This is a genomic window from Vibrio albus (assembly GCF_003144035.1).
Classification (GTDB): Bacteria; Pseudomonadota; Gammaproteobacteria; order Enterobacterales; family Vibrionaceae; genus Vibrio; species Vibrio albus.
Genome location: NZ_QFWT01000002.1, coordinates 360,420 through 385,415, shown reverse-complemented (window position 1 = coordinate 385,415; position 24,996 = coordinate 360,420). Strand labels below are relative to the sequence as shown.

Genomic DNA, 24,996 nt, shown 5'->3' with positions numbered 1-24,996 from the left:
CTGGAGAGGTTTTATCGATTTTAGATTACAGAGCGGACGCAAGCGTCCTTGAGACTACAGAAGAGAGACTAGAAGCTAGATCGCTGCGCTTCTAGAAACTATAAAGTCACATTTAACCATTGTTATTCCTGAGTAAGCCAAAATCGGGCAAATATGTCAGTAATGGTTTGGTAGGTCCCTGCCTTCGCAGGGATGACGAGAATAATGTTTGCTCCCTGCGGGAATGAATTCCGGTTTTAACAACGAAGTAAAACTAGAGACTAGACCGCTTCGCTTCTAGACGCTATAAAAGAGAGCTCTTGACGGAATTTGTTAACTAAATAGAAAAATTCTAGTCTCTAGTCTCTAGTCTCTAGTCTCTAGTCTCAGTTACTTCGAATAAAATTCCCTGTACCAGCTTACAAACTCCGCTACCCCTTCTTTCACGCTCACCTTCGGCTGATAGCCTGTCGCTTTAAACAGGTCTTCAGTATCGGCATAGGTCTGGTACACATCACCCGGCTGCATTTCACGGAAGTTTTTCTTCGCTTCGATGCCCAGTTCATCTTCGATGGCTTTAACAAAATCCATCAGGTTGATTGGCGAGCCGTGGCCGATATTATATACAGCGTAAGGAGCGGAGCTTCCGGCAGGGGTGCCGTCTTCGACCGTCCAGGTATTGTCACGCTCAGGAATCACATCCGCCACACGGACCACACCTTCGACAATATCATCTACGTGGGTGAAATCGCGCCACATATCGCCGTTGTTGTTGATGTCAATGGTGTCACCGTCCAGGATCTTCTTAGTGAAGATAAACGGAGCCATATCCGGGCGTCCCCATGAGCCGTATACCGTAAAGAAACGCAGGCCGCTGGTAGGAATGTTGTACAGGTGTGAATAGCTGTGAGCCATCAGCTCGTTGGATTTTTTCGTTGCTGCGTAAAGAGAAACAGGGTGATCGACCGAGTCGGCCGTGGAGAACGGGACTTTGGCATTCAGGCCATACACAGAACTGGAAGAGGCGTAGACTAGGTGTTTGACCTTTTCCTGTCGGCAGCCTTCCAGAATATTAAGGTGACCCACCAGATTGGAATCGGCATAGGCGTGTGGATTTTCCAGAGAGTAACGAACGCCAGCCTGAGCGGCCAGGTGAATAACCCTATCAAACTGCTCGGTGGCAAACAGTTCTGCAACCGAAGCGCGGTCAGCGATATCCAGTCTGATAAAACGGAAATCCGGATGCTCGATGCGCTTCAGGCGCGCTTCTTTCAGAGCAACATCATAGTAGTCGTTCATATTGTCGATACCCACAACGGTATCGCCTTTCGCTGTCAGCTTTTCTACGACAGCACTGCCAATAAATCCGGCCGCACCGGTCACCAGGTATTTCATGTTATCTCTCACAGTTTAATCTTGTTTTTTCGTTCTTATGCATAGCAGTCTTAAACAAGGTACGCATTCCCACGCAGGAGCATGGGAACGAGGGGGGAGTGGGATGCAAATAAAAGCCTAAACCGTTTAACCCCTCATCCCTTAAAGCGAAGCGCCCTTTATCCTGTTTTAGCAATTAATCACTGCCAAACAGATCGCGGGTATACACCTTATCCGCAACGTCTTTCAGCTCTTCCGCCATACGGTTGGAGACAATCACATCACAGGACGCTTTGAACTCTTCCAGGTCACGGTAGACTTTTGAGTTAAAGAAGTCGTCTTCTTTCAGTACTGGTTCGTATACCACCACTTCGACACCTTTCGCTTTGATGCGTTTCATAATGCCCTGAATCGAAGAGGCGCGGAAGTTATCTGAACCGGATTTCATGATCAGGCGGTAGATACCGACGCGCTTAGGCTGACGGCTGAGAATAGAATCGGCAACAAAGTCTTTACGGGTGGTGTTGGCATCCACAATGGCTCCGATAATGTTGTTCGGCACATTTTCATAGTTGGCACGCAGCTGCTTGGTATCTTTTGGCAGACAGTAACCGCCGTAACCGAAGGACGGGTTGTTATAGTGAGAGCCGATGCGCGGATCCAGGCCGACACCTTCAATAATCTGGCGGGCATTCAGACCGTGGGTTTCTGCGTAGGAGTCCAGCTCGTTAAAGTAGGCCACACGCAGAGCAAGATAGGTATTGGAGAACAGCTTAACTGCTTCCGCTTCGGTAGAGTTGGTAAACAGTACGTCAATATTTTCTTTTTGTGCGCCTTCAACCAGCAGGTCAGCGAATCTCTTCGCTCTGTCGCTGGTTTCGCCCACGATAATGCGGGAAGGGTACAGGTTGTCATACAACGCCTTACCTTCACGCAGAAATTCTGGCGAAAAGATAATATTATCGCTGTTAAACTTCTCTTTAACGCTCTTGGTGTAGCCCACAGGAATGGTAGATTTAATCACCATTACCGCATCCGGGTTAATTGCCATCACATCCTTAATTACCGCCTCTACTGAGTTGGTATTAAAGTAGTTGGTTTCAACATCGTAATCAGTTGGAGTGGCAATCACCACGAATTCTGCATCCTGATACGCCTGCTGCTTATCTAAAGTTGCAGTCAGATTCAGCTCTTTATTAGCCAGAAAATCTTCAATCTCAGTATCGACAATCGGTGACTGCTTGTTATTAATCAGGTTTACTTTTTCTTCGATAATATCTACCGCAAACACTTCATGGTGCTGTGCCAGCAGAACAGCGTTGGACAGGCCAACATAGCCGGTTCCGGCAATTGCAATTTTCATTATGAGACTCTTCTTCTGTCTGTATATTCCGTGATTATGCCCTGATTGGATGACATAAAAAATAGCAACTGACTATCAGGGATGATGGCGGTTATGGTACTGCACTTATACCGCATAGCCAAGTGACTCATTTTTAGATTATTTTTCGCTGCTCATTTATGAGACTAAATGAGTAAGGTGTCAGTGTTGCCTAAGTTAAAAAATGCGATGTTATAGCCATTGTTGACCATATTTTTCGATATGTTCCAGCAACACCGGATTTTTTATCCAGTGAGTAACCTGTCTATCGACTTTGAATAGGGCTCACGGATGATGGAGTCTTGAATTCCCTCGACAATATCGTTTCTACTTTATTTCCCCGTATCTAACTGTGATTAACTGACCTCATAAATGTGCAGGGAGGAATAGTGATGCAGGTTATTCATCATGGCGGAAAGCAGACGGTGACCGGATCGTGTCATGAACTCCGGTTGGGGAAAAGCGGAGTTCTGATTGATTGTGGTCAGTTTCAGGGGCAAGAGCGGGCTGCGACAGGCCGGTATTCACAAAAGGTGGATTTTCCAGTTGCGCATATTGAAGCTTTGCTGGTGACTCATGCCCATATCGACCATATTGGCCGGATTCCCTGGCTACTGGCGGCAGGGTTTAAAGGGCCAATCTATTGCAGTGAGGCAACCGCAGAACTGATCCCACTGATGCTGGAAGACGGGTTGAAGATTCAGGGTTTCAGCTACGGGCAGTGCCAGCAGATCCTGCAAGTGATCCGAAAACGCATCAGGCCTGTTTCTTATCGGCGTTGGCTTCGTATTTCTCTGACGGATGCTTTTGTCTATATCCGTTTTCAGCCTGCCGGGCATATTTTGGGTTCGGTTTACATAGAGATAAAGCTGCCGGATGGACAGGTGGTGGTATTTTCTGGAGATTTGGGGGCCTGCCATACGCCTCTGTTGCCGGATCCGGCTTCACCAGCACGCGCCGATTATCTATATCTGGAATCGACTTATGGCGACAGGCAACATGAAGGCGTTGCTGAGCGGGGAGAAAGGCTCAAGCGCATTATCCAACGATCATTACGCGACGGCGGCACGATTATTATTCCGGCTTTTAGTGTCGGGCGAACGCAGGAGCTGCTGTTTGATATCGAGCAGTTGATGCATACGGAGCAGCTGGATGGTGAACTGCCCATTATTATTGATTCTCCGCTGGCACATAAGGTTACTAAGCTATACCGCCGTTACCGTAAATTGTGGGCGAAAGAAGCAAAGCTGCGGGTGGGCAGTTTGCGCCGTCCGCTGGCGTTTGAGCAGTGTATCCGTATTGATGACTATCGGCAGCACAAAGCGCTGGTTAACCGGTTGGCGTCAACTGGGGAACCCGCTATTGTGATAGCGGCTTCCGGTATGTGCAACGGTGGCAGAGTAGTGGACTATCTTAAAGCATTACTGCCGGACAAACGCACCGATGTGATTTTTGCCGGATATCAGGCCTATGGCACATTAGGGCGGAAGATTCAGGAGCAGCCTTTTTCTGTTGATATTGATGGTAACCGAATCGAAGTAAACGCTCACATTCATACGATGTCCGGTTATTCCGCGCATGCGGATCAAGATGATCTGCTGCGCTTCGTCCGGGGAATTCCGGAAGCGCCTAAACAGATCCATTTGGTCCATGGGGAACCCAAAGCTCAGCGAGCATTACTGAAACGGATCGAGTGTTTAAACGGATCAATTACTTAATTGGATCAATTGTTGAAACGGAGCAAGGTAGGATAAACTATGAGTAAGCACCTGAAAAACAGTTCAGAGGAACAGATGAAAATAGATACGGCTTTTCTTAACCGTTGTATCCAGACATTAAATGAGGCTCAGACGTTATTGCAGACGGTTGAACCTGAGTCTATTCAATATGAAATGTATCGTTCTGCATGTGTCAAAGAGTTCGAGATCATTCTTGAGCAATCAGGAAAGCTGTTAAAAAAAGCACTAACTCCTTATATGCACAGTACCAGAGCGGTGAATAAACTCTTTTTTAAAGATGTTTTTCGTCAGGCTGCTCAGTATGAACTGATCACTCTGGAAGAAGCGGAACGCTGGCTGGTATATCGTGATAACCGCAACAATCTGGCTCATGATTATGGCGTTGAGTTTGCTGATAAAACCCTGTCGCTGCTTCCTGCGTTTATTAAAGATGCCCGCTTATTAGAGTGTATGTTGCGAGAGCATGAATATGATTGAGTTAAGGGAAAAAGACTTGCTTGCGATCACTGAGTTAGCGCAAAAGCACCTGGTCAAAGGGACAGAACTCTGGGCCTACGGCAGCCGGGTCAAAGGCACTGCTCTGGATACGTCTGATCTGGATCTGGTGATGTTTACCCCTGAGGGTGAAGTCAATGACCTGCCCGAGTTCCTGTCTGCACTGCAACATTCCAACATTCCTATTTTCGTCCAGATATTTGACTGGAATTATTTACCACAGGCTTTTAAAGATAACTTTCAGCTGAAAAATGAGCGCCTGCTGGTGGTGTAAGTTCCTCCCTCTCCTCACTTTATTAACGACGTTATCACCAGAAATTGGGTGCAGATTTTCATTTTTGGATAAATTTGCTATTCTCCAAGCACAATAAAGTCAGATTCACGGCTACATTTATCAGGAAGATAACCGTGATGATGAAATTATATTTTCCAGGGAAGTCGGTTTTCATTCCCGAAATCCGACCGTAATGATGAGGAATATGTCGTGCTTGAAGCCTACCGTAAACATGTCGAAGAGCGTGCTAATGAGGGTGTAGTTCCTAAACCGCTGGATGCAGATCAAACTGCGTCTCTTGTCGAATTACTTAAGAATCCGCCACAAGGTGAAGAAGAATTTATTCTCGACCTGCTGGAAAACCGTATTCCACCGGGCGTGGATGAAGCGGCCTATGTTAAAGCTGGTTTTTTGACGGCCATCACAAAAGGTGAAGCTGTTTCTCCGCTGATCAGTCGAGAAAAAGCGGCTGAACTGCTGGGTACCATGCAGGGTGGTTATAACATTGAGCCTTTAATTGCTCTTCTCGACGACGCTGAACTGGCACCTATTGCCGTTAAGGCTTTGTCACATACTCTGTTGATGTTCGATGCTTTCTACGATGTTGAAGAGAAAGCCAAAGCAGGTAATGAGCATGCACAAAAAGTACTGCAGTCATGGGCAGATGCGGAATGGTTCCTGTCTAAGCCTCAGTTGCAGGAAAAAGTGACTCTGACCGTATTCAAGGTTACGGGTGAAACCAATACCGATGACCTGTCTCCGGCTCAGGATGCATGGTCTCGCCCGGATATCCCGCTGCACGCGCTGGCGATGCTGAAAAACGAGCGTGACGGTATTGTTCCGGAACAGCCGGGTGTGATTGGTCCGGTTAAAACTATTGATGCACTAAAAGAAAAAGGTCATCAACTGGTGTATGTGGGTGATGTGGTTGGTACGGGTTCATCCCGTAAGTCCGCTACGAACTCAGTGCTTTGGTTTATGGGTGATGATATTCCTCATGTACCAAACAAACGTGCTGGTGGTTATGTTCTGGGCGGTAAGATTGCGCCTATCTTCTTTAATACCATGGAAGATGCGGGTGCGCTGCCAATCGAAGTTGATGTGACTAAACTGAATATGGGTGACGTGATTGATGTTTATCCATACGAAGGCAAAGTGACCAATCATGAAACTGGAGAAGTACTGGCTGAGTTCTCGCTGAAAACTGACGTGCTGATTGATGAAGTGCGTGCCGGTGGCCGTATTCCTCTGATTGTTGGCCGTGGTCTGACAGAGCGTGCGCGTGAATCTCTGGGACTGGAAGCATCGGACGTGTTCCGTCGTCCGGTTGCGGCTGAAGATACAGGCAAAGGCTATACGCTGGCTCAGAAGATGGTGGGTAAAGCATGTGGTGTTGCTGGCGTACGTCCGGGCACCTACTGCGAGCCGAAGATGACAACGGTCGGCTCTCAGGATACCACGGGCCCTATGACTCGTGATGAACTGAAAGACCTGGCTTGTCTTGGCTTCTCTGCGGATTTGGTCATGCAGTCTTTCTGCCACACTTCTGCTTATCCTAAGCCTGTGGATGTGAATACACACCATACTCTGCCTGATTTCATTATGAACCGTGGCGGTGTGTCACTGCGTCCGGGCGACGGCGTTATCCACTCGTGGCTGAACCGTATGCTGCTGCCTGATACCGTTGGTACTGGTGGTGACTCGCATACCCGTTTCCCTCTGGGCGTTTCATTCCCGGCTGGTTCTGGTCTGGTGGCCTTTGCCGCTGCGACGGGCGTTATGCCTCTGGATATGCCTGAGTCGATTCTTGTTCGCTTCAAAGGCGAAATGCAGCAAGGCATCACACTGCGTGATCTGGTGCATGCGATCCCTTACTTCGCGATCCAGCAGGGTCTGCTGACTGTGGAAAAAGCAGGCAAGATCAACGAATTCTCCGGCCGTATTCTGGAAATTGAAGGTGTTGAGCATCTGACTGTTGAGCAGGCGTTCGAACTGTCGGATGCTTCTGCCGAGCGTAGTGCTGCGGGCTGTACTGTGAAGTTGTCTGAAGAGTCTATCAAAGAGTACTTAAGCTCTAACATCACTATGCTGAAGTGGATGATTTCTGAAGGCTATGGCGATCGTCGTACTATCGAGCGCCGCGTTAAAGCGATGCAGGAATGGCTGGATAACCCCGCTCTGATGACGGCCGATGCTGATGCAGATTACGCGCATGTGATTGAAATCGATCTGGCGGATATCAAAGAGCCAATCCTGTGTGCGCCGAACGATCCGGATGATGCTCGTCTGCTGTCTGATGTACAGGGTACAGACATCGATGAAGTCTTTATCGGTTCTTGTATGACCAATATTGGTCACTTCCGTGCGGCAGGTAAACTGCTGGATAAGCAGAGTGCGCAGCTGAACACCCGTATGTGGGTCGCTCCACCGACTAAGATGGACCGTGACCAGCTGACCGAAGAAGGCTACTACGGTATTTATGGCCGTGCCGGGGTTCGTATCGAAACTCCGGGGTGTTCTCTGTGCATGGGGAACCAGGCTCGCGTAGCTGATGGTGCGACTGTGATCTCCACATCAACCCGTAACTTCCCGAACCGTCTGGGTACTGGTGCGAATGTCTACCTGGCTTCAGCTGAACTGGCTGCTGTGGGTGCGATTCTGGGTCATATTCCGACCAATGAGGAATATCAGGAATACGCGAAGCAGATCGATGCGACGGCTGCCGATACTTACCGCTACCTGAACTTCCATAAAATGGAAGAGTACACTGAGAAAGCGGATCAGGTGATTATGCAGGAACCGGCATAGCGCTCTGATGTATGGTTACTAATAATGAATCAGGCTCCCAATGGGAGCCTGATGTTTTTGCTTTGAACTTAGTTTTAACAATAGCTGTTTTTGTCTTACAGCAACTGTTTTAACCGATACAATTCTTCCAACGCCTGCCTTGGTGTCAGATCATCCGGGTCGATATTGCTTAGTGCTTCTTCCACTTCGCTTGGCTCCGGGATTAGGCTGAGCTGGTTAGCAACATCCACATCCGGTTTGACTGTTGTAGCGATTTGGCCTTCTGCCTGACCGATTTGTTCCAGCTGTCTTAGCTTGGCCCGGGCATTTTTGATCACGGTTTTCGGCACTCCGGCCAGTCCAGCGACTGCCAGGCCGTAAGATTTGCTTGCAGCCCCTTCCTGTACCGCATGCATAAAGGCAATGCTGTCGCCATGCTCAACGGCATCTAAGTGAACGTTCGCCAGATGAGATAGCTGATTCGGTAGTTCGGTCAGTTCAAAATAGTGAGTGGCAAACAGCGTCATGGCACCAATCTGGTTCGCCAGCCATTCGGCACTGGCCCACGCCAGAGACAGGCCATCATAAGTACTGGTGCCTCGGCCGATTTCATCCATCAGTACCAGAGAGTGTGGGGTGGCATTGTGCAGGATATTGGCGGTTTCGGTCATTTCGACCATAAAGGTTGAGCGGCCGGACGCCAGATCATCCGAAGCGCCGATTCGGGTAAAGATACGGTCTATCGAGCCAATCGTGGCTGCTTCAGCCGGAACATACGAGCCGATATGAGCCAGCAGGACGATTAGTGCTGTCTGACGCATGTAGGTGGATTTACCGCCCATATTCGGACCGGTAATGATCAGCATTTTTCGTTTCGGGTGCAGTTCTATCGGGTTAGCGATAAACGGGTCATCCATTACCTGTTCCACTACCGGGTGGCGGCCATTTTGAATGTGAATGCCCACTTCTTCTGTCAGATCCGGGCGACAGTAGTCCAGCGTATCAGCACGCTCAGCCAGGTTCTGCAGTACGTCCAGCTGCGATACGGAAGAGGCCAGATTCTGCATCTGTTCCAGATGCGGCAATAGCAGATCAAACAGGGCTTCCCACAGTTGTTTTTCCAGAGCCAGAGCCTTGGATTTTGAGTTTAGCACCTTATCTTCGTGTTCTTTCAGTTCGGGAATGATATAGCGCTCGGCATTTTTCAGGGTCTGACGACGTACGTAATGCGGCGGAACGAGGTGGCTTTGTCCGCGACTGACCTGAATATAAAACCCGTGAACATTGTTATAGCCGACTTTCAGGGTATCGATACCGTGACGGTCGCGTTCTTCTGCTTCCAGTTGTTCCAGATATTCTGTTGCGCCTTCAGCCAGATTACGCCATTCATCCAGTTCAGCATTGTAGCCTTCGGCAATGACGCCGCCATCCCGGATCACGACCGGCGGGTTTTCCTTAATTGCGTTTTCCAGTAGTTCGCATACCTCATCCATCGGCGCGGCATACTGAGCCAGCTTTTGCAGATAATCGTTAGTAAGTGGTTGCAAACCTTCAGCCAGTTCCGGTAGTTGCTGCATAGCGTGACGCAGACGCGCCATATCTCTAGGTCTGGCTGAACGGATTGCCAGACGGGCAAGGATACGTTCGATATCTCCGATCTGTTTCAGTACCGGCTGTAGATCGGTAAATATGCTCTGTTCTTTTAGTTCAGTAATCGCATCCAGACGATGATTCAGGGTGTCACGGCAGCGCATCGGCTGGTGAACCCAGCGTTTCAGCATCCGGCTGCCCATTGGGGTTGCACAGTGATCCAGTACTTCTGCCAGTGTGTTATCTGTGCCCCCGGACAGGTTCTGGGTCAGCTCCAGATTACGGCGTGTAGCCGCATCCAGAATGACGGAGTGGTCCTGACGATCAAAGGTCAGAGAACGGATATGCGGCAGGGCGGTTCGCTGGGTATCTTTTACATACTGGATCAGACAACCTGCTGCACAGAGGCCTAGGGTGGCGCTTTCCACACCGAAGCCAACCAGATCCCGGGTACCAAACTGCTGGTTCAGCTGCTGACGGGCCGTATCCAGCTCAAATTCCCACACAGGGCGACGACGGTTACCATTACGGCTGGCCATCAGATTCACGGCTTCGAAATCTTCCGGGAACAGCAGTTCTCGTGGTGAGGTGCGTTGCAGCTCTGCCTGCATGGCTTCTTCGGTCTCAGGTTCGCATAACTGGAAGCGACCGGAAGTGATGTCTAGTGTGGCATAGCCGAACTTGCCTTTTTCAGACTGATAAATCGCCGCGATCAGGTTATCGGTGCGCTCGGATAACAGGGCCTCGTCGGTGACGGTACCCGGCGTAACAATGCGCACGACTTTGCGTTCCACCGGGCCTTTGCTGGTGGCCGGGTCGCCGATCTGTTCGCAGATAGCGACAGATTCGCCCAGCTGTACCAGTTTTGCGAGATAGCCTTCAACAGCATGAAAAGGCACACCCGCCATCGGGATGGGTTCACCGGCTGACGCGCCGCGTTTAGTCAGGGAAATGTCCAGCAGTTGCGAGGCACGCTTGGCGTCATCATAAAACAGCTCATAAAAATCCCCCATACGATAAAACAGCAGAATGTCCGGGTTTTCTGCTTTCAGTTTTAAATATTGTTGCATCATCGGCGTATGCTTGGGAGTGCTTTTCACGGCGGTAACCTTTTATGACTTTATCTCTGTTTAATAGCGGCTTAGGATACGTGAATAAGACTAACGTGCAAAGGCCAAAAGTTGGCTGAAAAGGCGAATAAGAATGGAACAGTTAAAACGGTTGAGTCAGGCCACCGGTGAGCTTTTGTTGGCAGAAAAACAGATATTAGTAACAGCCGAGTCCTGTACCGGTGGTGGTGTCGCCTGTGCCGTAACCGATATCGCCGGCAGCTCTGAATGGTTTGATCGGGCATTCGTCACCTACAGCAATGACGCTAAGATGGAGATGCTGGGCGTCCGCCCGGATACGCTGGAGCAGTTCGGCGCAGTGAGCCAGCAGGTTGTCGAGCAGATGGCACAAGGGGCGCTGGCTCATTCTAACGGTACGATTTCTGTCGCGATCAGCGGGATTGCAGGTCCGGGGGGCGGCAGTGAAGACAAGCCGGTCGGTACGGTTTGGTTTGCCTGGCAGAAGGGCGAGCAGAAAGTGCAGCGGGTACATCTCTTTTCTGGTGATCGGGAAGCAGTTCGGGCGCAGGCGTGTGTAACGGCTTTGCAGGGTGTGAATAAACTGCTGAAGGATTAGGTTGTGATTCTTCGGATGGGTATCGATAAGCAGACCGAAGTCGTGTTGGTGTCGGATCCCACGCTCCCTCGTTCCCACGCTCCCGCGTGGGAATGCATACTTTACTCAAAACATGCCAAAGAATTTGAATGCGAGTGTACTGTGTGCTGCGTAAGTCAGCGATCAATCGCAAAGGTTGGCAGTGAAAGGTGCCACTTTATCGCACCCAGGCGGATCATCAGTGTAGAGATAATGCCCGACAGCAGGGCCGTGTTATTGTCGTAGCCCAAAGCGAGTGCTGTGATATGAAAAGTGCCGCCGATAATACAGGCGGTGGCATACACTTCACTACGAAGTACCATCGGGATCTGCTTGCCCAGTATGTCACGAATAATCCCGCCTCCGCAGCCGGTCAGTACACCCATAATAATGGCGACCAGATACGAATTCTGATACATCAGGGATTTTTCCACGCCGATACCGACAAATGTCGCCAGACCGATGGCATCGCACACCGGAAGCACATACCACGGCAGGCGGCGCGGCCGGCGCACCAGCCAGATGGTCAGCAGGCAGGTTACGATAATAATCCAGAGATAGGAAGTATCGGTGATCCAGAAAACCGGGGTTGCGCCTAAAGCCATGTCCCTCATGGTTCCGCCACCAATTGCGGTGACACTTCCGAGCACAATGACGCCAAAAGGATCCATTTTTAAGCGTCCGGCCAGTAATACGCCAGAGATAGCGAAGATGGCGGTACCAAACATATCAATAAAGTAAAGTAGTGACATATTTATATAACTTATCGGGCTGAACTATCTGTTAACAATGAGTCTGTTAACAATGAGTGTTGTGAGTGGTTTTCTTCAGTCTGTTTATTTTCAACGATGGAGCGGATTTCACCATCCGCCAGAGTCGTAATGAGCCGGCTGCCCGGCTGTACGTCTGAGGGATGACGGATCACCTGATTTTTATCGTCCCTGGTGATAGAGTAGCCTCGTTTCAATGTCGCCAGCGGACTGACGGCATCCAGTTTTTCTGCGGCCAGCGCAATCTGGTGCCTGCTATTGAGCAATTGTCTGTCCATGGCGTCCAGCAGTCTTTGTTTACTGCGGCTCAGAGTGAACTTTTGCTGGGTAATGACCCGAACCGGAGAATGCAGTTCAACCTGATAAGATAAGCGATCCAGCTTGCGTTGCTTAACTGTCAGATGACGCTGCATTGCCGTTTGCTGGCGGGATTCCAGATCGTCCAGCCGCTGGCTCTGTCTTTCTAATCGGTAGCTCGGATGTTGCTTTTCCAGCTTGTGCAGCAGGGTTTGCAGGGCAATATTCCTCTTCGACAGATAACCTTGCATCACGCTATGCAATTTTTCATGCCTTACGGTAATGGCCTGAAGCTTATGAGTCTGATCCCGGCTGACTAATTCCGCCGCGGCAGAGGGAGTAGGAGCCCGGACATCTGCCACAAAGTCAGCAATCGTGACATCTATTTCATGGCCGACTGCACTGATGATTGGGATCTCACTTGCCGCTATCGTTCGCGCCACAATTTCGTTGTTAAAACACCATAGGTCTTCTAAAGAGCCGCCACCCCGGCCGACAATCAGTACATCACACTCATTACGGCTGTTTGCCCGGCCAATAGCTTGTGCAATTTTAATGGCAGCTTCTTCACCTTGTACCATGGTCGGATAGATCACGACCGGAAGGGTGGGATCTCTGCGCTTAAGTACGTTCAGAATATCGTGCAGTGCGGCTCCGGTTTTGGATGTAATCAGGCCGACGCGGGTCGGATTCTCCGGCAGGGGCTGTTTCTTCGACTGGGCAAACAGACCTTCGCCAGCCAGCTGCATTTTTAGCTTTTCAAATTCCTGCTGCAGTCTTCCGTCACCTTCCGGCTGCATGGATTCGACAATAAGCTGATAATCACCACGAGGCTCGTACAAAGACAGGCGTGCCTTAACCAGTACCTGATTTCCGTTGGCGGGCTTAAAGGTTACCCGGCGATTGTTCCCTTTGAACATGGCGCATTTTACCTGTGCACGGGAATCCTTTAATGAAAAGTACCAATGGCCTGAAACCGGCGCGGAAAAATTAGACATTTCGCCGACTAACCAGACAATTCCCATCTCACTTTCGAGCAACAGACGGACTTCGGCATTCAGACGGGAAACGGTAAAAATAGCGGGATTATTCGATGCTGGCACAGAGTGTTACCGGACATAGGTATGGAAATTAGCCGCAATATAATACATATCAAGGGGTGGAATGCAAATAAAATTGAAAAAAATGTGTAGCTAACCGATTACCTTATGCGTATAATCCGACTGCAATATCAATTCAGATTCATCCTTATTATGCGAAACGATGGGGGTGGATTTTTTTCTTTATAATCCTTTGTTGAGAGATATTGCAATGCTACGAATCGCAAAAGAAGCCCTAACGTTTGATGACGTTCTTCTAGTCCCAGCACATTCTACTGTTCTTCCTAACACAGCGGATCTTCGCACCCGCCTGACGAAAAATATCACACTGAATATTCCGATGATCTCTGCATCTATGGATACAGTAACGGAAGCACGCCTTGCAATTGCTCTGGCTCAGGAAGGTGGCATCGGCTTTATCCATAAGAATATGTCCATCGAAGAGCAGGCTAAGCAGGTTCGTCTGGTGAAAATTTATGAAGCAGGAGTGGTCGCTCACCCTGTTACGGTTACACCAGAGAATACTATTGCTGACGTTCTTGAGCTGACTGAAAAGAATGGTTTTGCCGGTTACCCTGTTGTTACTGACAACAATGAGTTGGTGGGTATTATTACTGGCCGTGATGTTCGTTTTGTGACTGATCTGAGCAAAACTGTTGAAAAAGTAATGACGCCAAAAGAGCGTTTGGCAACCGTGAAAGAAGGTGCACCTCGTGAAGAAGTTCAGGAGAAAATGCACGAAGCCCGTGTTGAAAAAGTATTGGTTGTTAACGATGATTTCCAGCTTAAAGGCATGATCACGGCGAAAGATTTCCACAAAGCAGAGAAAAAACCAAACGCATGTAAAGACGAGCAAGGCCGTCTGCGTGTCGGTGCTGCTGTTGGTGCTGGTGCGGGTAACGAAGAGCGTGTTGCCGCTCTGGTTGAAGCGGGTGTTGATGTGCTGCTGATTGACTCTTCACACGGTCACTCTGAAGGCGTTCTGCAACGTATCCGTGAGACTCGTGAAGCCTATCCTGAACTGGATATCATTGGTGGTAACGTAGCAACGGCTTCTGGTGCTCAGGCACTTATCGAAGCCGGTGTCAGCGCAGTGAAAGTGGGTATCGGCCCTGGTTCTATCTGTACTACCCGTATCGTAACCGGTGTTGGTGTTCCTCAGATTACCGCTATTTCTGATGCGGCTGAAGTCGCTGATACCTATGATATTCCAGTTATTGCCGACGGTGGTATCCGTTTCTCTGGTGATATCTGTAAAGCTATCGTAGCGGGCGCATCTTGTGTGATGGTTGGCTCTATGTTCGCAGGTACTGAAGAAGCACCGGGTGAAGTTATCCTTTATCAGGGCCGTTCATACAAATCTTACCGCGGTATGGGCTCTCTGGGCGCGATGTCTCAAGGCTCTTCTGACCGTTACTTCCAGTCTGATAACGCGGCAGACAAGCTGGTTCCTGAAGGTATCGAAGGCCGTATCGCCTACAAAGGCCGCCTGAAAGAGATTGTTCACCAGCAAATGGGTGGTTTGCGTTCATCAATGGGTCTGACTGGCTCTGCGACTATTGAGACTATGCGTACTAAAGCTGAGTTCGTCCGTATCTCAGGTGCCGGTATGAAAGAGTCTCACGTGCACGATGTACAGATCACGAAAGAAGCGCCAAACTACCGTTTAGGTCAGTAAGCTAATATTTATAGAGGCTATATTTAATAGCCTCTAAAGATTTATCGTCATCCCAGCTTAGGCAGGGATCTGCTTAAAATAACCTTTGTTCTGAATGAGATTCCTGCCTGTGCAGGAATGACGAATATACGATGTTATTTGAGTAAGCAGGTGACGGAGTAACTCAATAAAGTTTTGAGAAGAGAAAATGACAAAAAATATTCATGACCAACGTATTTTGATCCTGGATTTTGGTTCTCAGTACACGCAGCTTATCGCACGCCGTATCCGTGAAATCGGTGTTTACTGTGAGCTGTGGAGCTGGGACGTTGATGAAGCGGATATCCGTGAATTTAACCCGAACGGTATTATCCTTTCCGGTGGCCCGGAAAGTGTAACGGAAGACAACTCTCCACGCGCTCCTGAGTATGTATTTAATGCCGGTGTGCCGGTATTCGGCGTATGTTACGGCATGCAGACTATGTCTGAGCAACTGGGCGGTAAAGTAGAAGCTGCGACAGACAAACGTGAATTCGGTTATGCTCAGGTAGAAGTGATTGCTGAGTGTGAACTGTTCAAGAACATTGAAGATGCGGTTGCTGAAGACGGTAATGCTCTGCTGGATGTATGGATGAGCCACGGCGATAAAGTGGTTGCTATCCCTGCTGATTTCCAGAAAGTGGCGGAAACTGACAGCTGTCCGTTTGCTGCTATGGCCAATGAAGAGAAGCGTTTCTACGGCGTACAGTTCCACCCTGAAGTGACGCACACCCGTCAGGGCATGCGTATGCTGGAAAACTTTGTGCTGAACATCTGTGGCTGTGAAAAGCTGTGGACGTCTCAGTCTATCATTGATGACGCAGTGGCCCGTATCAAAGAAAAAGTTGGGGATGACGAAGTTATTCTGGCTCTTTCCGGTGGTGTGGACTCATCTGTGGTAGCTATGCTGGTACAGCGAGCTATCGGTGATAAACTGACTTGTGTATTTGTCGATAACGGTCTGCTGCGTTTGAACGAAGCCGATCAGGTGATGGAAATGTTTGGTGATCACTTTGGTCTGAATATCATCAAAGTAGACGCAGAAGATCGCTTTATGAATGCGCTTAAGGGCGAAGCCGATCCTGAGAAGAAGCGTAAGATTATCGGCCATGAGTTTATCAATATCTTTGATGAAGAGTCGAAGAAACTGTCTAGTGCAAAATGGCTGGCACAGGGCACTATCTACCCTGATGTTATCGAGTCAGCGGCATCTAAAACCGGTAAAGCGCATGTGATCAAATCTCACCATAACGTAGGCGGTCTGCCTGACGATATGGAAATGGGTCTGGTTGAGCCACTGCGTGAACTGTTTAAAGACGAAGTACGTAAGATCGGTCTTGAGCTTGGTCTGCCTTACAACATGCTGTATCGCCATCCGTTCCCAGGTCCGGGTCTTGGTGTGCGAGTACTGGGCGAGATCAAGAAAGAGTACTGTGACTTGCTGCGTCGTGCCGATGCTATCTTTATTGAGGAGCTGCATGCTGCAGATCTTTACAATAAAGTGTCTCAGGCATTTACGGTATTCCTACCAGTACGTTCGGTTGGCGTAATGGGTGACGGCCGTAAATACGACTGGGTGGTTTCTCTGCGTGCGGTTGAGACTATCGACTTTATGACCGCTCACTGGGCGCATCTGCCATATGACTTCCTGGGTAAGGTGTCTAACCGTATCATCAACGAAGTCGATGGTATTTCCCGTGTGGTTTACGATATCTCCGGTAAGCCACCAGCGACGATTGAGTGGGAATAATAGACTGAATCCCAGCTCTGATTCCGAGCTAAATATAAATGAAAAGCCTCTTGCGAATGCAGGAGGTTTTTTTGTTTATTTTATGGTCTTAATACTCTAAAAAATATTTATTTCTTTAGCTCTAATAAAAGTTGAATCTGGTCACATAATCGACTAATATTCGCCCGCTTAAACTTTTACTGCAACTTTTTACAATAAGTTGAATATACACTAATTTGAATAGGGCTATGCCGAGATGTCGACAAAACTAGCGAACCCAGCACCTTTAGGTCTGATGGGCTTTGGTATGACTACCATCCTTCTGAATATCCACAATGCGGGATTCTTTCCGATTGATTCTATGATCCTGGCGATGGGTATTTTTTACGGCGGTCTGAGTCAGGTTATCGTTGGTATTATGTGCTTTAAGCGTGGTGATACGTTTGGTACTACGGCTTTCACTTCTTATGGTCTGTTCTGGCTGACACTGGTTGGTCTTATCGTTATGCCGAAAATGGGTCTGCCAGCAAGCCCGGCTCCGTTCATGGGGTGGTACCTGACGCTTTGGGGTATCTTTACCGGCTTTATGTTTATCGGTTCTCTGTGTTATCCAACAGCAAAACAGATCGTATTCGGTTCTCTGACAATCCTGTTTGCCCTGCTGGCTATTCGTGATTTCACCCACAACGAATTTATCGGCATGATCGCTGGTTTTGAAGGTATCTTCTGTGGTGCGAGCGCTGTGTACTTTGCGATGGCTCAGGTTTTGAATAACGAGTTTGGCCGCGAAGTTCTTCCTGTCGGTAAGCCGCGTATTGCTCGCGTTAAGCAACCTGAAGCAGCAACTGCAACAGCATAATAATTGTTGCTGATTGAAGCCGAAAATGGATAAATAAAAAGGCCTTGGTGGTTTACCAAGGCCTTTTTAATGTTCTAAGCGGGTGTTAAAAGAAAAGTCTATTTTTCTTTGTCAGATTCACCTGGCTCAGAAATTTGATACAGCGTCTGCTGATGTTCTTCACAGGTATCTTCACAGTTACACACTCGCTCAACACCTACGTTATTCAGTCCGCCACAGCTACCCTTAATGGTCTTTTTATTCAGGATCACACCAATAGCCATTAACAGTATAACGATGAGAAAAACACCGAACGTAATGAGAACTATAGTCATATCTATTGCCTGTTAGTTTACTGGACGAATAGATGATATCTTATTCAGCGCGCTTGTCATAGTCTGCTGACCAATACGGGGAGCCGTATCTTTATTGTGTGAACCGCAGCACGAACCGCCTTTCTTTTCGTGGTTATGGGAAGGGCGGGCCTGTTTTACGTCAGTCAGTTCTGTTACCGGGCTATTCAGTGCGTTGCTGACGGAAGCATTCTCCTGAAGCTGAAACACACGGATCCCGGCATTCAATAGTTTTCCCAGTGAACGTTCGCCAATATTGTGAAGAATAACGGCATCTACCTTCATTTCCTGGATGAGTTTGATTGCTTTAGATTTATCGCTACAGCTTGAATTACCTGCCGCAGGACTGTCTACCGTTTTAATTACCGTATTATCATCGTTTAAGAAGGTGAATTTTCTTGCCTTCATAAAGTGATTTGCTACGTTGTCGCGGCTATGTGGTATTACATAAATCATGATTCAGACCCCTTATCGTCTTCTGTATGGCGTTCCAGCATAATGGCATTGCCTTCCACTAAACTGGCGGCCACCTTGTAGCGTGCACTGCTAATAATATTGCCGAAAGTCTGCCTTGAAACGCCCATTTGATCCGCTGCTTCCTGCTGAGTCAGATTGTTATAGTCAGCGAGACGAATGGCCTCGAACTCTTCCGGCAACATGTCGGTTTTGGTTAACTTGCTCAGTGGTATGCCATTGGGTTTGAAGCAGCTGTGCGCTGGTCGCCCACAAATGCGACGGCATTTTTTGGGTCTGGCCATGTCATCTCCCGAATTGAATGTCGGATTCAGTATATTACTTTAATTGGCATATGCCAATTAAATATCACAACCTAAATGGAAAGGACTACCCAACGCTAATGGGGCAGCCCTTAGAAGACATGACTTATGGAAAGGAATGTTCTTTATTTCCATTCAGCCAGATGGGTGAGTAAGGACTGTTTGTAATCGACTTGCTCACGCAGAGAGCTGAGTACGTTTTCATAGCTGGCATGATCCCGGGTGGAAAGCTGGAAGAACCGGTTCTGCAGTTCGGAGAACTCTTCGACATCGTGTTTCGGTGGTTTCGAGTCCAGCTGCAGTGCTGGTTGACCTTCTTCTTTTAATCTTGGGTCAAACCGGTACAGAGGCCATAGTCCGCATTCAATCAGCAGCCGCTGTTGCTCTATCCCTTCGGCCATATCAATGCCGTGAGCAATACAGGAGGCGTAAGCGATAATAATGGACGGACCCTGATACGATTCGGCTTCCTGAATCGCTTTCATAGTCTGGTTCATATTCGCTCCCAGCGCGACCGTAGCAACATAAGCATTGCCATTAACCATTGAGGTGATACCAAGATCTTTTCCGACCATTTTCTTTCCCTGACTGGCGAACTTGGCAACGGCACCGGTTGGCGTGGCTTTGGATTGCTGACCACCGGTATTGGCATAAACCTGATTATCCAAAACGATAATATTGACGTTTTTACCGCAGGACAGGACGTGATCAAGACCGCCATAGCCGATATCATAAGCCCAGCCATCCCCGCCGATTATCCAGACGCTTTTCGCAATCAGAGCATTAGCATGCAAATGCAGTGGGTGATGTTCGGCATACAACTCTTTTAATTGTGCAATCAGTTTTCTTTGGGCCGAGATCCCTTCGACGGATGAATCACCAGAGAAGTGAACAATGGCATTGTACAGTTCCAGAGGAAGCGTCTCTTTATAGTGTTCCAGTAGCTGAAGTGCTAGCTCCCGGTCAGAATCAACGGCCATACGCATACCCAGACCGAATTCAGCATTATCCTCAAACAAAGAGTTAGACCAGGCAGGGCCTTGCCCTTCGGGGTTCTGGCTGTATGGCGTGGTTGGCAGGTTTCCTCCATAAATGGAGGAGCAGCCGGTGGCATTCGCAATCAGCATATGGTCACCGTACAACTGAGTCAGCAGCTTGATATACGGGGTTTCACCACAGCCGGAACAGGCACCAGAGAACTCAAATAAGGGCTCGAGAAGCTGACTGGTACGGGCATCCATATGTTGGATCTGAATAGGTTTCAGCTCAGGAAGATCAACAAAATAGTTAAAGTTATCGGTTTGTTCTGCGCTGATGTCGGTTCGGTCAACCATAGCCAGTGCATGGCGGCTGGTATCATCTTTCTTGTTCGGTGGACACATTTCCACACAGAGCTGACAACCGGTACAGTCCTGCGGAGAAACCTGCAGCGTATATTGTTCGCCTTTAAAATCACGGGCTTTATAGGGCACAGCTTTAAACGAGGCTGGAGCATCGTCGAAACTGTGCTCATGATGGATCACTTTGGTCCGGATTGCGGAATGAGGACAGACGACACTGCAGATATTGCACTGGGTACAGTTCTCCTCAATCCAGACCGGAATGGAGGTGGCGATATCCCGTTTTTCCCATTTGCTGGTCCCGGTCGGCCAGGCCCCGTCTACCGGGAAGGCACTGACAGGAAGGTAATCCCCTTTATGCTGCATCAACTGAGCGGTGACATTTTTCACAAACTCAGGCGCTTTAGCGGAGACAATCGGCAGTACGGTGTCTGGTACCCGGTTATCCGGTGTGATTTCCACCTGTTGCAGGGCATTCGGCGTGGCTTCGATTGCCGCATAGTTGGCGTCGACAACGGCCTGTCCTTTGCGGTTATAGGTAGTGAATACCGCTTGTTTCTGTTCTTTCAGGGCAAGGCTGTTATCAATAATGCCGGTTAACAGGAAGAAAGCCCGCTGCATAATATTGTTGATCCGGCCACGGATTCCACATTCATTGGCAACCTTGGTGGCATCTATGGTGTAGACGGTCATTTCTTTATCAATAATTTGCTGTTGATCCTGATAACTCAGGTGCTGCCAGACTTCATCTTTATTATATGGACTGTTAAACAGCAGGGTGGCTCCTTGTTTGGCGTATTGCAGCACATCGTTATGGTGAAGGAGTGAAAACTGATGACAGCCAATAAAGTCAGCTTGTTCGATCAGATACGGCTCATCAATGGATTTAGTGTCAAAGCGCAGATGAGAGGTGGTCATTGCACCGGATTTCTTGGAGTCATACAGGAAATAGCCCTGCCCATACAGATCGCTATTTTCACCAATGATCTTTATGGTGTTTTTATTGGCACCAACCGTACCATCAGAGCCTAAGCCAAAGAACATCGCGCTCAGTTTTATTGGGTCGCAGATAACAGAGGTTGCCGGCATTGGCACAGAAAGGTGAGTGACGTCATCAATAATACCCACAGTGAAGTTATGCTCCAGGTGTTGGCTCTGCATCTGAGCAAACACAGCTTCGGCATGTTTGGGGGTAAACTCTTTGGCGGATAAGCCATACCGACCACCGAACACTTGAGGCAGTCCGGTGCCGTGGGTATTTTTCCAGCCCTGATTGATTGCAGAGACCATATCCAGATACAAGGGCTCCCCGGTGGCTCCGGCTTCTTTACAGCGATCCAGAACCGCAATTCTGATGATACTTGCCGGGATTTCCCTCAGGCAGTGCCTGACAGAGAAAGGACGGTACAGGTTAACACTGAGCAGGCCGACTTTTTGTCCGTGCCGGTTTAGCGCATCTATGGCCGTTTTTACTGTGCTGGTGGCAGATCCCATCAGTACCATCAGGTCTGTGGCATCTTCATCACCATAGTATTCAAAGGGTTTGTACTCCCGGCCTGTCAGATCGGCAAATTGTTCCATCACTTCTTCTACGGTATCCGGGCAGATATCATAGAACCGGTTAACGGCTTCCCGTGCCTGGAAATAGGTATCCGGATTCTGAGAGGAGCCGCGCAGGCTGGGCGAGTCCGGGGTCAGCCTGCGCCTATAATTTTCATTGATCAGGTGAGGATTGAGCATACTTCGTAAAGTCTCATCGTCCAGGCATTTCACATGGTTGATCTCGTGTGAGGTACGGAAACCATCAAAGAAGTGGACGAACGGCACCCGGCTTTTCAGAGTCGCGGCCTGTGCGATCAGGGCAAAGTCATGGGCCTGCTGCACCGAACCGGCAGCCAGCAGAGCGAACCCGGTCTGGCGGGCTGCCATCACATCAGAATGCTCACAGAAGATCGAAAGAGCATGGGTGGCCACGGTTCGTGTAGCGACATGCAGGACAAATGGGGTTAGCTCACCGGCAATTTTATACATATTGGGCAGCATAAGAAGCAACCCTTGCGAAGAAGTAAACGAGGTTGCCAGCGCGCCTGCCGTTAAAGCCCCATGGAGTAAACCGGCTGCACCGCCTTCTGACTGCATTTCGAAAATCGTCGGGACGCTGCCCCTGAAGTTTGGCTGACCGGCGGCACTCCATTCATCACACAGTTCAGCCATGACTGAAGCCGGGGTAATGGGGTAAATGCCGATAATATCGTTACAGCGATAGGCAACAGACGCGACGGCTTCACTGCCGTCAATGATTCGGGTATTTGCTTTTACATTATCGTTTACGGTCGGGGTGCTGGGGACAGGCATATATCCTCCTTGCTCACATTACTCGTTCGAATGTCGATATAACACCAGCCCAGCTCCATTCTCTGCTTTCGCATTGGGTAGTGGCTCTATTGGCGTAAATCTGAACTATTGTGAGTCTGGGCTTATCGTTAGATCAAAGCCATGGAGTCACTCTTAATAATAGTCAAGGATGGGGGGATTTTCCCGGTCGATCCGGAAGAAGTCTTGGTGCTATTCTTCTGCTGTGCTACACTCCGCTTCGCTTAAATCGCCTTGTTCACACATGGGATTAAGCCCTGTCGTAGCACCAGGTTAAAAACACACTCTTCTGTCTTTTCCGGGCAGAGGTTTTTAGTGCTGCATTGTTAATTCTGACTCAAGGACAATGCGCTATGTATCGTATCCGTAAATCTTTTCAGTTTTCTGCTTCTCACCAGTTGCAGGGGCTGCCTGATGATCACCCTTGTACTCGCCTGCATGGTCATAACTACGAAGTGATCGTGGAGCTGGCGTCTGACACGCTGAATGAGACCGGCTTTGTGCGGGACTATCGCGATCTTTCTGCTTTTAAAACCTATATTGACGACTGTATCGATCACCGTCATCTGAATGAGGTGCTGGGTAACGACAATACCACGGCAGAACGCTTAGCGAAGCATTTCTATGAATGGTGTCTGGCTCGCTGGCCTGAAACCTGCGCGGTAGCCGTCTCTGAAACACCGAAAACCTGGGCTGAGTACCGACCATGATCCTGATATCCGAAATATTTGGTCCCACGATTCAGGGTGAAGGGGCCGCGATTGGGGTACCTACTGTTTTTGTCCGCACGGCCGGTTGTGACTTTCGTTGTCACTGGTGCGACACGCTGCACGCGGTGGACCGGTCATATCGTTCAGAGTGGCTGGAAATGACACCTCAGCAGATCATGGACAAAGTCGAGCACCTGAGTAAAGGACAGCCGTTGCTGATCACGTTATCGGGGGGAAACCCGGCTACTCAGGATCTGTCGGATCTGATTTTTCTTGGTAAAGCCAAAGGTTACCGCTTCTCTATGGAAACTCAGGGCAGTGTTTCTGCACCATGGTTTGCCGATTTGGATATGATCACCTTCAGTCCGAAACCGCCTTCAAGCGGGATGCGTTTTCGTCCCGAGCGGTTTGAAGCCTGCCTGCGCGCTGCCGGTGATATTCCTGTGAGCCTGAAGATCGTGGTAGCGTCTGATGACGATATGCTCTGGGCTGAGCAGATGAAAGAGCGTCACCCAGAGCTGCCTATGTACCTGCAGCCCTGCAACCCTTTCATTGACGACGAACCGGACCAGAATCAGTTAGCCGCCAATATGCGCAAGCTGGTGGATAGTGTGATGGAGCGGGGCTGGTATAACGTGACGGTGTTGCCGCAACTGCATGTTTATTTGTGGGGTAATGCGACTGGAGTTTAGGCCTCTGGCGGAGACGCTCAGCAAATTCAGGGAAGCTCAGGATTATCCCAGCTGGATTTTGCATGTCGAACCAAAGTCAGCTTAAGCATTACCATTTTCCTTTTTGACTTCAAGTATACGCTATCCCTCACTTCCGAAGGCTTCATTCCACTGTCATAGCCTTCAAAAAAATTGAAGTGACACGTCAAAATATTCCGGTTTTTTCTTGATTTGAAGCCCCCTAGACTCTTCTTTAACAGAAGTGATAGACGAGGGGCTCCAAATGATTACTATCAGACATTCACAAGATCGCGGCCGGTTTAATTTTGGCTGGTTAGATACCCGACACAGCTTCTCTTTTGGTGAATATTATGATCCACAGCATATGAATTTTTCCGCCTTACGGGTGATTAATGAAGATGTGATCCAACCTGGAGCTGGTTTTCCTACCCATGGGCATAGGGATATGGAAATCATCACCTATGTGTTGGATGGAGCGATTGAACATAAAGATAGTGCCGGGAATACCGAGATCCTCCCCGCTGGTGAGTTTCAGTTAATGTCAGCCGGAGACGGTATTTTACACAGTGAATATAATCCGTCCTCTAAGGATGACCTGCACCTGCTTCAGATCTGGATCCAGCCGCATACACCGGGTGGCGTTCCGGGGTATCAGCAGAAAGCGTTTGATAAGCAGCACGGTCTGACAACCATCGCGACGGAAAGTGGTGACAACGGCACACTAAAAATAAAACAGGATGCGGTGTTACATCATTTGATGCTTAAGCCCGAAATGGATCTGGACTATGAAACCAGCCGTGAGCGAAGTACCTATATTCATCAGATAACGGGTAACTTACTGGTGGATAACGTAGAAATCACGCCCGGAGATGCGGCAAAAGTGACTGAGCAAAGCAGGATTTCTCTGGTGAATAAGAGCACTGAAACGGTGACCGCTCTGGTGTTTGATTTGCCGTAGGATCAGTTTAGGGCATGTTTCATGCCTTATTCTATTCATTC

Annotated in this window: 19 protein-coding genes and 1 pseudogene; 11 read left to right on the top strand and 9 right to left on the bottom strand. The window is 48.9% G+C overall.

Going from position 1 to position 24,996, the window contains the following annotated elements; all coding sequences use genetic code 11:
* Positions 1-369: 369 nt before the first annotated feature.
* Together DI392_RS05385 and DI392_RS05380 are read right to left on the bottom strand one after the other, a co-directional pair.
* Positions 370-1,374, bottom strand: coding sequence for an NAD-dependent epimerase (locus tag DI392_RS05385; RefSeq protein WP_109318878.1), 1,005 nt, complete (start codon positions 1,372-1,374; stop codon positions 370-372).
* A gap of 175 nt (positions 1,375-1,549) precedes the next feature.
* A complete protein-coding gene (locus DI392_RS05380; RefSeq protein ID WP_109318877.1) occupies positions 1,550-2,716 on the bottom strand; it encodes a nucleotide sugar dehydrogenase in 1,167 nt (388 codons plus the stop codon).
* 410 nt (positions 2,717-3,126) lie between these two features.
* On the opposite strand from DI392_RS05380, the gene DI392_RS05375 reads away from it, so the two are divergent.
* The 4 genes from DI392_RS05375 to acnB all read left to right on the top strand — a co-directional run bounded on the left by DI392_RS05375 (position 3,127) and on the right by acnB (position 8,050).
* On the top strand, positions 3,127-4,452 hold the full coding sequence (locus tag DI392_RS05375) for an MBL fold metallo-hydrolase RNA specificity domain-containing protein (protein WP_109318876.1): 1,326 nt from the start codon (positions 3,127-3,129) through the stop codon (positions 4,450-4,452).
* Positions 4,453-4,491: 39 nt separating this feature from the next.
* Entirely contained in the window at positions 4,492-4,950 is a 459-nt protein-coding gene (locus DI392_RS05370; RefSeq protein WP_219930879.1) for a nucleotidyltransferase substrate binding protein, read from the top strand.
* The gene (locus tag DI392_RS05365) at positions 4,943-5,242 is read left to right on the top strand and encodes a nucleotidyltransferase domain-containing protein (RefSeq protein WP_181388363.1); all 300 of its coding nucleotides are present in this window, start codon (positions 4,943-4,945) and stop codon (positions 5,240-5,242) included. The genes DI392_RS05370 and DI392_RS05365 overlap by 8 nt, the downstream gene beginning before the upstream one ends.
* Before the next feature lie 210 nt (positions 5,243-5,452).
* Positions 5,453-8,050, top strand: a complete 2,598-nt coding sequence (gene acnB / locus DI392_RS05360) for a bifunctional aconitate hydratase 2/2-methylisocitrate dehydratase (RefSeq protein ID WP_109318874.1) — start codon at positions 5,453-5,455, stop codon at positions 8,048-8,050.
* A gap of 95 nt (positions 8,051-8,145) precedes the next feature.
* Here the strand turns inward: acnB and mutS are convergent, their stop codons facing one another.
* On the bottom strand, positions 8,146-10,719 hold the full coding sequence (gene mutS, locus DI392_RS05355) for a DNA mismatch repair protein MutS (protein ID WP_109318873.1): 2,574 nt from the start codon (positions 10,717-10,719) through the stop codon (positions 8,146-8,148).
* Between the two features lie 103 nt (positions 10,720-10,822).
* On the opposite strand from mutS, the gene DI392_RS05350 reads away from it, so the two are divergent.
* On the top strand, positions 10,823-11,305 hold the full coding sequence (locus DI392_RS05350; RefSeq protein WP_109318872.1) for a CinA family protein: 483 nt from the start codon (positions 10,823-10,825) through the stop codon (positions 11,303-11,305).
* Between the two features lie 155 nt (positions 11,306-11,460).
* Here DI392_RS05350 and DI392_RS05345 read toward each other — a convergent pair whose 3' ends face one another.
* Together DI392_RS05345 and xseA are read right to left on the bottom strand one after the other, a co-directional pair.
* The gene (locus DI392_RS05345) at positions 11,461-12,081 is read right to left on the bottom strand and encodes a TRIC cation channel family protein (RefSeq protein WP_109318871.1); all 621 of its coding nucleotides are present in this window, start codon (positions 12,079-12,081) and stop codon (positions 11,461-11,463) included.
* A gap of 83 nt (positions 12,082-12,164) precedes the next feature.
* Positions 12,165-13,493, bottom strand: a pseudogene (gene xseA / locus DI392_RS05340) (exodeoxyribonuclease VII large subunit); the annotation flags it as partial.
* A gap of 208 nt (positions 13,494-13,701) precedes the next feature.
* On the opposite strand from xseA, the gene guaB reads away from it, so the two are divergent.
* The 3 genes from guaB (at position 13,702) to DI392_RS05325 (ending at position 17,774) form a co-directional block, all read left to right on the top strand.
* A complete protein-coding gene (guaB, locus tag DI392_RS05335) occupies positions 13,702-15,168 on the top strand; it encodes an IMP dehydrogenase (protein WP_109318869.1) in 1,467 nt (488 codons plus the stop codon).
* 187 nt (positions 15,169-15,355) lie between these two features.
* Complete coding sequence (gene guaA / locus DI392_RS05330) at positions 15,356-16,936, top strand: glutamine-hydrolyzing GMP synthase (protein ID WP_109318868.1); 1,581 nt, start codon at positions 15,356-15,358, stop codon at positions 16,934-16,936.
* Positions 16,937-17,171: 235 nt separating this feature from the next.
* A complete protein-coding gene (locus DI392_RS05325; RefSeq protein ID WP_109318867.1) occupies positions 17,172-17,774 on the top strand; it encodes an acetate uptake transporter in 603 nt (200 codons plus the stop codon).
* A gap of 98 nt (positions 17,775-17,872) precedes the next feature.
* Here the strand turns inward: DI392_RS05325 and nqrM are convergent, their stop codons facing one another.
* The 4 genes from nqrM to nifJ form a co-directional block, all read right to left on the bottom strand.
* A complete protein-coding gene (gene nqrM, locus DI392_RS05320; protein ID WP_109318866.1) occupies positions 17,873-18,088 on the bottom strand; it encodes a (Na+)-NQR maturation NqrM in 216 nt (71 codons plus the stop codon).
* A 12-nt stretch (positions 18,089-18,100) separates the two neighbouring features.
* Complete coding sequence (locus DI392_RS05315; RefSeq protein ID WP_109318865.1) at positions 18,101-18,562, bottom strand: NifB/NifX family molybdenum-iron cluster-binding protein; 462 nt, start codon at positions 18,560-18,562, stop codon at positions 18,101-18,103.
* A complete protein-coding gene (locus DI392_RS05310; RefSeq protein WP_109318864.1) occupies positions 18,559-18,864 on the bottom strand; it encodes a DUF134 domain-containing protein in 306 nt (101 codons plus the stop codon). The genes DI392_RS05315 and DI392_RS05310 overlap by 4 nt, the downstream gene beginning before the upstream one ends.
* 143 nt (positions 18,865-19,007) lie before the next feature.
* Positions 19,008-22,577 carry a pyruvate:ferredoxin (flavodoxin) oxidoreductase gene (gene nifJ / locus DI392_RS05305; protein WP_109318863.1) on the bottom strand — a complete coding sequence of 1,190 codons (3,570 nt, stop codon included), beginning with the start codon at positions 22,575-22,577 and terminating at the stop codon, positions 19,008-19,010.
* A gap of 371 nt (positions 22,578-22,948) precedes the next feature.
* On the opposite strand from nifJ, the gene queD reads away from it, so the two are divergent.
* From queD to DI392_RS05290, 3 genes are all read left to right on the top strand, one after another.
* Complete coding sequence (queD, locus tag DI392_RS05300) at positions 22,949-23,305, top strand: 6-carboxytetrahydropterin synthase QueD (protein WP_109318862.1); 357 nt, start codon at positions 22,949-22,951, stop codon at positions 23,303-23,305.
* Complete coding sequence (gene queE / locus DI392_RS05295) at positions 23,302-23,997, top strand: 7-carboxy-7-deazaguanine synthase QueE (RefSeq protein ID WP_109318861.1); 696 nt, start codon at positions 23,302-23,304, stop codon at positions 23,995-23,997. Before queD ends, queE begins: the two co-directional genes overlap by 4 nt.
* A gap of 262 nt (positions 23,998-24,259) precedes the next feature.
* Positions 24,260-24,955 carry a pirin family protein gene (locus DI392_RS05290; RefSeq protein ID WP_109318860.1) on the top strand — a complete coding sequence of 232 codons (696 nt, stop codon included), beginning with the start codon at positions 24,260-24,262 and terminating at the stop codon, positions 24,953-24,955.
* The last annotated feature ends 41 nt before the right edge of the window (positions 24,956-24,996 follow it).

What these genes read in the sequence shown, in the direction of transcription:
- DI392_RS05385 (WP_109318878.1), bottom strand. Translation starts at nt 1,374, where the DNA reads ATGAAATACCTGGTGACCGGTGCGGCCGGATTTATTGGCAGTGCTGTC.
- DI392_RS05380 (WP_109318877.1), bottom strand. Translation starts at nt 2,716, where the DNA reads ATGAAAATTGCAATTGCCGGAACCGGCTATGTTGGCCTGTCCAACGCT.
- DI392_RS05375 (WP_109318876.1), top strand. Translation starts at nt 3,127, where the DNA reads ATGCAGGTTATTCATCATGGCGGAAAGCAGACGGTGACCGGATCGTGT.
- DI392_RS05370 (WP_219930879.1), top strand. Translation starts at nt 4,492, where the DNA reads ATGAGTAAGCACCTGAAAAACAGTTCAGAGGAACAGATGAAAATAGAT.
- DI392_RS05365 (WP_181388363.1), top strand. Translation starts at nt 4,943, where the DNA reads ATGATTGAGTTAAGGGAAAAAGACTTGCTTGCGATCACTGAGTTAGCG.
- DI392_RS05350 (WP_109318872.1), top strand. Translation starts at nt 10,823, where the DNA reads ATGGAACAGTTAAAACGGTTGAGTCAGGCCACCGGTGAGCTTTTGTTG.
- guaB (WP_109318869.1), top strand. Translation starts at nt 13,702, where the DNA reads ATGCTACGAATCGCAAAAGAAGCCCTAACGTTTGATGACGTTCTTCTA.
- guaA (WP_109318868.1), top strand. Translation starts at nt 15,356, where the DNA reads ATGACAAAAAATATTCATGACCAACGTATTTTGATCCTGGATTTTGGT.
- DI392_RS05325 (WP_109318867.1), top strand. Translation starts at nt 17,172, where the DNA reads ATGTCGACAAAACTAGCGAACCCAGCACCTTTAGGTCTGATGGGCTTT.
- nqrM (WP_109318866.1), bottom strand. Translation starts at nt 18,088, where the DNA reads ATGACTATAGTTCTCATTACGTTCGGTGTTTTTCTCATCGTTATACTG.
- DI392_RS05315 (WP_109318865.1), bottom strand. Translation starts at nt 18,562, where the DNA reads ATGATTTATGTAATACCACATAGCCGCGACAACGTAGCAAATCACTTT.
- DI392_RS05310 (WP_109318864.1), bottom strand. Translation starts at nt 18,864, where the DNA reads ATGGCCAGACCCAAAAAATGCCGTCGCATTTGTGGGCGACCAGCGCAC.
- nifJ (WP_109318863.1), bottom strand. Translation starts at nt 22,577, where the DNA reads ATGCCTGTCCCCAGCACCCCGACCGTAAACGATAATGTAAAAGCAAAT.
- queD (WP_109318862.1), top strand. Translation starts at nt 22,949, where the DNA reads ATGTATCGTATCCGTAAATCTTTTCAGTTTTCTGCTTCTCACCAGTTG.
- queE (WP_109318861.1), top strand. Translation starts at nt 23,302, where the DNA reads ATGATCCTGATATCCGAAATATTTGGTCCCACGATTCAGGGTGAAGGG.
- DI392_RS05290 (WP_109318860.1), top strand. Translation starts at nt 24,260, where the DNA reads ATGATTACTATCAGACATTCACAAGATCGCGGCCGGTTTAATTTTGGC.